A 5,197-nucleotide genomic window follows, 5' to 3' on the forward strand; every position below is an offset into this window, starting at 1 on the left:
GCTGCTCTACCAGCTGAGCTAATCCGGCGTCTGGTGGCCCGCTCGGGCCGACCCTCCTTAGCCGTTTCGGCCGCTGCGGGGCAACGGCTTACGGTCTTGACCTGAGTCAACGAGCGCCGCGGGCCCGCCGCCTAGTCTGCCGGTCAGGAGGTGACCCATGGCGGATCCGGAACTCGGCCCCACGACCTTTGGACGCGAAGGGGCGAGGATGACGGCCCGTCTGACGCGCTGGCTTGAGGCGTCTCCCGACGAGGTGTGGGCGGCCCTGTCCACGCCTGAGCGGCTGGTGCAGTGGCTGGCGCCGGGAAGCATCGACCTTCGGGTCGGCGGCGCAGTGCGTCTCGACTTCGGCGACAGCGGCATCGTCATCGACAGCGTGGTGACGGCTGTGACGCCGCTTGAGCGGCTGGACTATTCCTGGAGCGGGCCCTCCGATCCGCCCCGCCCGATCCGCTGGCGGCTCGAGCCCCGGGATGGCGGCGTCGAGCTGACCCTCACCCTGATCCTGCCGCCGGATGACGATGTCGGACGGTCGGCGGCCGGCTGGGCGGCGCATCTGGAAATGCTGGCCTGCGCCCTGGCCGGGGCGCCCATCGCCTTCCCGTTTGAACGGTTCAAGGCGACACGGGAGGTGTACCGCGACCAGGTCGCCCTCCAGGCCAACGCCTGACGCCCACGGAAAAGGCGCTCCCGACCGAGCCGGCAGCGCCTTCACCTGTCCCCCGACAGGTCGACTGTCGCTCCGCAGGAGCGCCGGTCCCGAAACCTGCATGGGTTATGTCGGAGTCATACGGACTTCACAAATCGACGTTTTGTCGCGGGGAGAAGAAGAAAGCCCCGGCGCTCCTGAAAAGGAGCCCGGGGCCAGGGCGACGGCTCAAGTCGGGGGGGCGATTTGCCGTCGCCCCCTATTAATTCGCGGGCCCTCAGAGCGTTCCCAAGAAAAACGCCTTGGAGGCGAATTTCTGTATCGCACCGCTTGGGAACCCTGTGATCCTCTGGCGTGAACAGGGAGAGCAGCCATGAAGTTCGAAGAATATCGCGCGCACGACGCCGTGGCCCTGGCCGGCCTGGTGAGCAAGGGCGAGGTTTCCGCCGGCGAACTGCTCGAGACGGCCCTGGAGCGGATGGCGCAGGTCAACCCCGCGCTCAACGCCGTCACCCTGGACCTCGCGGACTTCGGACGGAAGCAGGCGGCGGGCGGACCCACCGGCGCCTTGGCCGGCGTGCCCTATTTGCTCAAGGACCTGGGCGCCCTGCTGGGGGGCACGGTCACCTCGTCGGGCTCGGCCCTGCTGAAGGACAATGTCGCGGCCGCCGACAGCGCCATCACCAAAGCCTATCGCGACGCGGGCCTGGTGATCTTCGGCAAGACCAACACCCCGGAGTTCGGCCTGCTGCCGGTCACCGAGAGCACCTTCCTGGGGCCCTGCCGTAATCCCTGGGATGTTTCGCGCACGCCGGGCGGCTCCTCGGGCGGGGCGGCCTCGGCGGTCGCCGCGGGTATTGTGCCGGCCGCCCACGCCAGCGACGGCGGCGGCTCGATCCGCACGCCCGCCTCGGCCTGCGGTCTGTTCGGCCTGAAGCCCTCGCGGGGCCGGGTCTCCTTCGCGCCGCTGGGGGAGGGGTGGGGCGGCGCCTCGGTCCAGCATGCGGTGACCCGTTCGGTCCGTGACTCCGCCGTCCTGTTGGACATCGCCTGCCAGCCGCAGGTCGGCGACCCTTACTTCCTGGCCGCGCCGTCCAGGCCCTACGCTGACGAGGTCGCCCGCCCGCCCGGCAGCCTGCGCATCGGCTTCACCACTACGGCCCTGGCCTCGGACGCCCTGGATCCGGAATGCGTGGAGGCCGTGCTGGACGCCGCCAAGCTGTGCGCCAGCCTTGGCCACACGGTGGAGGAGGTGACCCTGCCGGGGAACCTGGCCGCCATGCAGCAGGCGGCGGGCGACGTCATCGCCGCCAGCGTCGCGGCCACCTTTGACGCGGAGGCCGAGCGCCGTGGACGCTCGGTGACCGACGCCGACGTGGAGATGCTGACCTGGGCCATGTACCAGCGCGGCGCCGGCGTCACTGGCGCCAGCTATGTCCGCGGCCTGGCGGCGATCCACGCCTATGGCCGGGCGGTGGCGGCGCTGTCCGAGACCTACGATGTGCTGCTGCTCTCGACCCTCGGCAGCCCGGCGATCCCCATCGGCCATCTCCATGAGGATCTGCGCCGGTTCAGCGCGCGGCTGTTCGCCTTCATGCCCAACACCCAGGCCTTCAACAACACCGGCCAGCCGGCCATGACCGTGCCGCTCGCCTGGTCGAAGGGGAACCTGCCTATCGGCCTGCAGTTCGTGGGGCGGATGGGAGACGAGGCGACCCTGTTCCGCCTGGCCGGCCAGCTCGAGGTGGCCAAACCCTGGTTCGACCGCGTCGCGCCGATCTAAAACCTATTCAATGGGTTGTGAGGAATCGTTCGACTCCAGCATGAACTGCGCGGGGCCGGACTACGACTTCACGTGGCGCCTAAAACTGCGACACGGGCTCGCCGCTGCAGGAAGAGGTAGGCCCCGATCACCCCGGTGGCCACCAGGCCGATCAGCAGGGTGGAGACCGCGTTGATCTCCGGGCTGACCCCGAGCCGCACCTGGCTGTAGATCCGCATCGGCAAGGTGGTGGCGCCCGGGCCTGAGGTGAAGCTGGCGATCACCAGGTCGTCCAGGGACAGGGTGAAGGCCAGCATCCAGGCCGCCGCCACGGCGGGGGCGATATTGGGCAGGGTGACGGCGAAGAAGGCCTGGAGCGGCGTGCAGCCCAGGTCACGGGCGGCCTCCTCCAGCGCCCTGTCAAAGCTTACCAGCCGGGCCTGCACCACCACGGTGGCGTAGCAGAGGGTGACGGTGGCGTGGCTGACCGTCACCGTCCAGAAGCCGCGCGGCAAGCCGAAGGCCACGAACAGCAGCAGCAGGGACAGCCCCAGGATCACCTCGGGCATCACCAGGGGCGCGTAGATCATGCCCGAGAACAGCAGCCGCCCCCGCCCTGACCGCGCCAGCGCGACCGCCGCCAGGGTGCCGAGGACGGTGGCGAGGGTCGCCGAGATCAGCCCGACCCGGAGGGTCACGCCCAGGGCGTCCAGCAGCTGGTCGTCCCGCAGCAGGGCCGCGTACCACTTGGTGGAGAAGCCGCCCCAGACGGTCACCAGGCGGCTGGCGTTGAAGGAGTAGATCACCAGCAGGACGATGGGCAGGTAGAGGAAGGCCAGCCCCGCCGCCACCGAGACCCGGTTGAAGGCCGACGGCCCCTTCATTGGCCGGCCTCGATCATTCTCTGCTGCTGGCGCTGATACAGCACGATGGGGATCACCAGGGTGGCCAGCAGCACGATCGCCACTGCCGAGGCGGCGGGCCAGTCGCGGTTGGCGAAGAACTCCGTCCAGATGGTCTTCCCCAGCATCAGGGTGCCCGAGCCCCCCAGCAGGTCCGGGATCACGAACTCCCCCACCATGGGGATGAAGCAGAGCAGGGCGCCGGCCCCGACGCCGGGCAGGGAGAGGGGGAAGGTCACCCGCCAGAAGGCATGGGAGGGCGTGCAGCCGAGGTCTGCGGCGGCCTCCAGCTGGCTCTGGTCCTGCTTCTCCAGCACCGCGTAGAGCGGCAGCACCATGAAGGGCAGGTAGGCGTAGACCAGGCCGATATAGACCGCGGTGTCGGTGTTGAGGATGTTCAGCGGCCCCAGCCCCACCTGGGCGAGGGCCGCGTTCAGCAGCCCCTGCGGCTTGAGGATCGCGATCCAGCCGTAGACCCGGATCAGGAAGCTCGTCCAGAACGGCAGGATCACCGCCATCAGCAGCGCCAGGCGCTGCGGGGGCGGGAACCGCGACATGCCGTAGGCGATGGGATAGCCGATGATCAGCAGCAGGCCGGTGGCCACCGCCGCGAACTTCAGGCTCGACAGGTAGGAGGCGACATAGAGGCTGTCGCTGGTGAGCCGGGCATAGGTCTCGAAGTCCAGCGCGGCGAAGAAGGCCCGCACCCCCGCGATCCCGGCGCTCCAGTCGACCCGAGGCGCATAGGGCGGCATGGCCAGGGCCGTGTCCGACAGCGACAGCTTGGCCACCAGGAAGAACGGGAACAGGAAGAAGACCCCCAGCCACAGGAGGGGGGCGAGGGCGGCCAGGCCTGTCCGGGGCCTGCCGCTCACTGCGTCAGCACCACGGCGGCGTCCGGGGTGAAGGTCAGCCAGACGGCGTCGTCGCAGGCGATGGGGCGGGCCACCAGCCGCGATGCGTTGGCGCGCGCGGCGCGCACCGTGCGACCGCTCTCCAACTCCACGACATAGGTGGTCCAGTCGCCGAGATAGCCATAGTCGGCCACCTTGCCGGCCATCCGGTTTGGGCCGTCACTCGGTGGGTCGAGGTGGAGCTGGATCTTCTCTGGCCGCACACCCAGCCAGGCGGTGGATCCCACGGCCAGGGCGTCGTCCTCCAGAGCCTCGAATCCCGCCGGACAGTCGGCGGTGGTCATCTTCACCAGCTTGCCGTCGGCGGTCGTCACCGATCCCTCGAACAGGTTCACGTCGCCAATGAAGTCGGCCACGTAGCGGGAATTGGGGGTCTCATAGACCTCGGCGGGACGGCCGATCTGCACGATCTGGCCGTCGCGCATCACCGCGATCCGGTCGGCGGTGACCATGGCCTCTTCCTGGTCATGGGTGACGATCAGGAACGTCATGCCCAGCCGCTGCTGCAGGGCGATCAGCTCGAACTGAGTCTCCTCGCGCAGCTTCTTGTCCAGGGCGGCTAGGGGCTCGTCCAGCAGCAGCATCTTGGGATTGGGGGCGATGGCGCGGGCCAGGGCCACCCGCTGCCGCTGCCCGCCGGAAAGCTGGTGCGGCTTGCGCCGCGCCAAGCCCGGCAGGCGAACCAAGTCCAGCATCTCCACCACCCGGTCTGCGATCTGCTCCTTGGGCATCCCCTGCTGCTTCAGGCCAAAGGCGATGTTCTGTTCGACGGAGAGGTGAGGGAACAAGGCGTAGGACTGGAACATCATGTTCACCGGCCGCTGGTGCGGCGCCCGGCCGGCCAGATCCTGGTCGGCCAGGGTGATGCGTCCGGCGTCCGGGGTCTCGAATCCCGCGAGCAGGCGCATCAGGGTGGTCTTGCCGCAGCCCGAGGGGCCGAGCAGGGCGAAGAACTCGCTCTCATAGATCG

At 69.2% G+C, this 5,197-nt stretch carries 5 protein-coding genes; 2 read left to right on the forward strand and 3 right to left on the reverse strand.

The window, feature by feature from the left end; genetic code table 11:
* The first annotated feature begins 208 nt into the window (after positions 1-208).
* Entirely contained in the window at positions 209-670 is a 462-nt protein-coding gene (locus RMO97_RS11665; protein ID WP_310541219.1) for an SRPBCC family protein, read from the forward strand.
* Between the two features lie 352 nt (positions 671-1,022).
* A complete protein-coding gene (locus RMO97_RS11670; protein WP_310541220.1) occupies positions 1,023-2,432 on the forward strand; it encodes an amidase in 1,410 nt (469 codons plus the stop codon).
* A gap of 68 nt (positions 2,433-2,500) precedes the next feature.
* Here RMO97_RS11670 and RMO97_RS11675 read toward each other — a convergent pair whose 3' ends face one another.
* The 3 genes from RMO97_RS11675 to RMO97_RS11685 form a co-directional block, all read right to left on the reverse strand.
* A complete protein-coding gene (locus RMO97_RS11675) occupies positions 2,501-3,295 on the reverse strand; it encodes an ABC transporter permease (protein WP_310541222.1) in 795 nt (264 codons plus the stop codon).
* Positions 3,292-4,188, reverse strand: a complete 897-nt coding sequence (locus RMO97_RS11680; RefSeq protein WP_310541224.1) for an ABC transporter permease — start codon at positions 4,186-4,188, stop codon at positions 3,292-3,294. Before RMO97_RS11680 ends, RMO97_RS11675 begins: the two co-directional genes overlap by 4 nt.
* Positions 4,185-5,197 (reverse strand): ABC transporter ATP-binding protein (locus RMO97_RS11685; protein WP_310541226.1); only part of this gene is annotated, 1,013 nt, incomplete at its 5' end. The genes RMO97_RS11680 and RMO97_RS11685, both read right to left, overlap by 4 nt.

Origin of the sequence: Phenylobacterium sp. (genome assembly GCF_031425575.1) — a bacterium.
Taxonomy (GTDB): domain Bacteria; phylum Pseudomonadota; class Alphaproteobacteria; order Caulobacterales; family Caulobacteraceae; genus Phenylobacterium.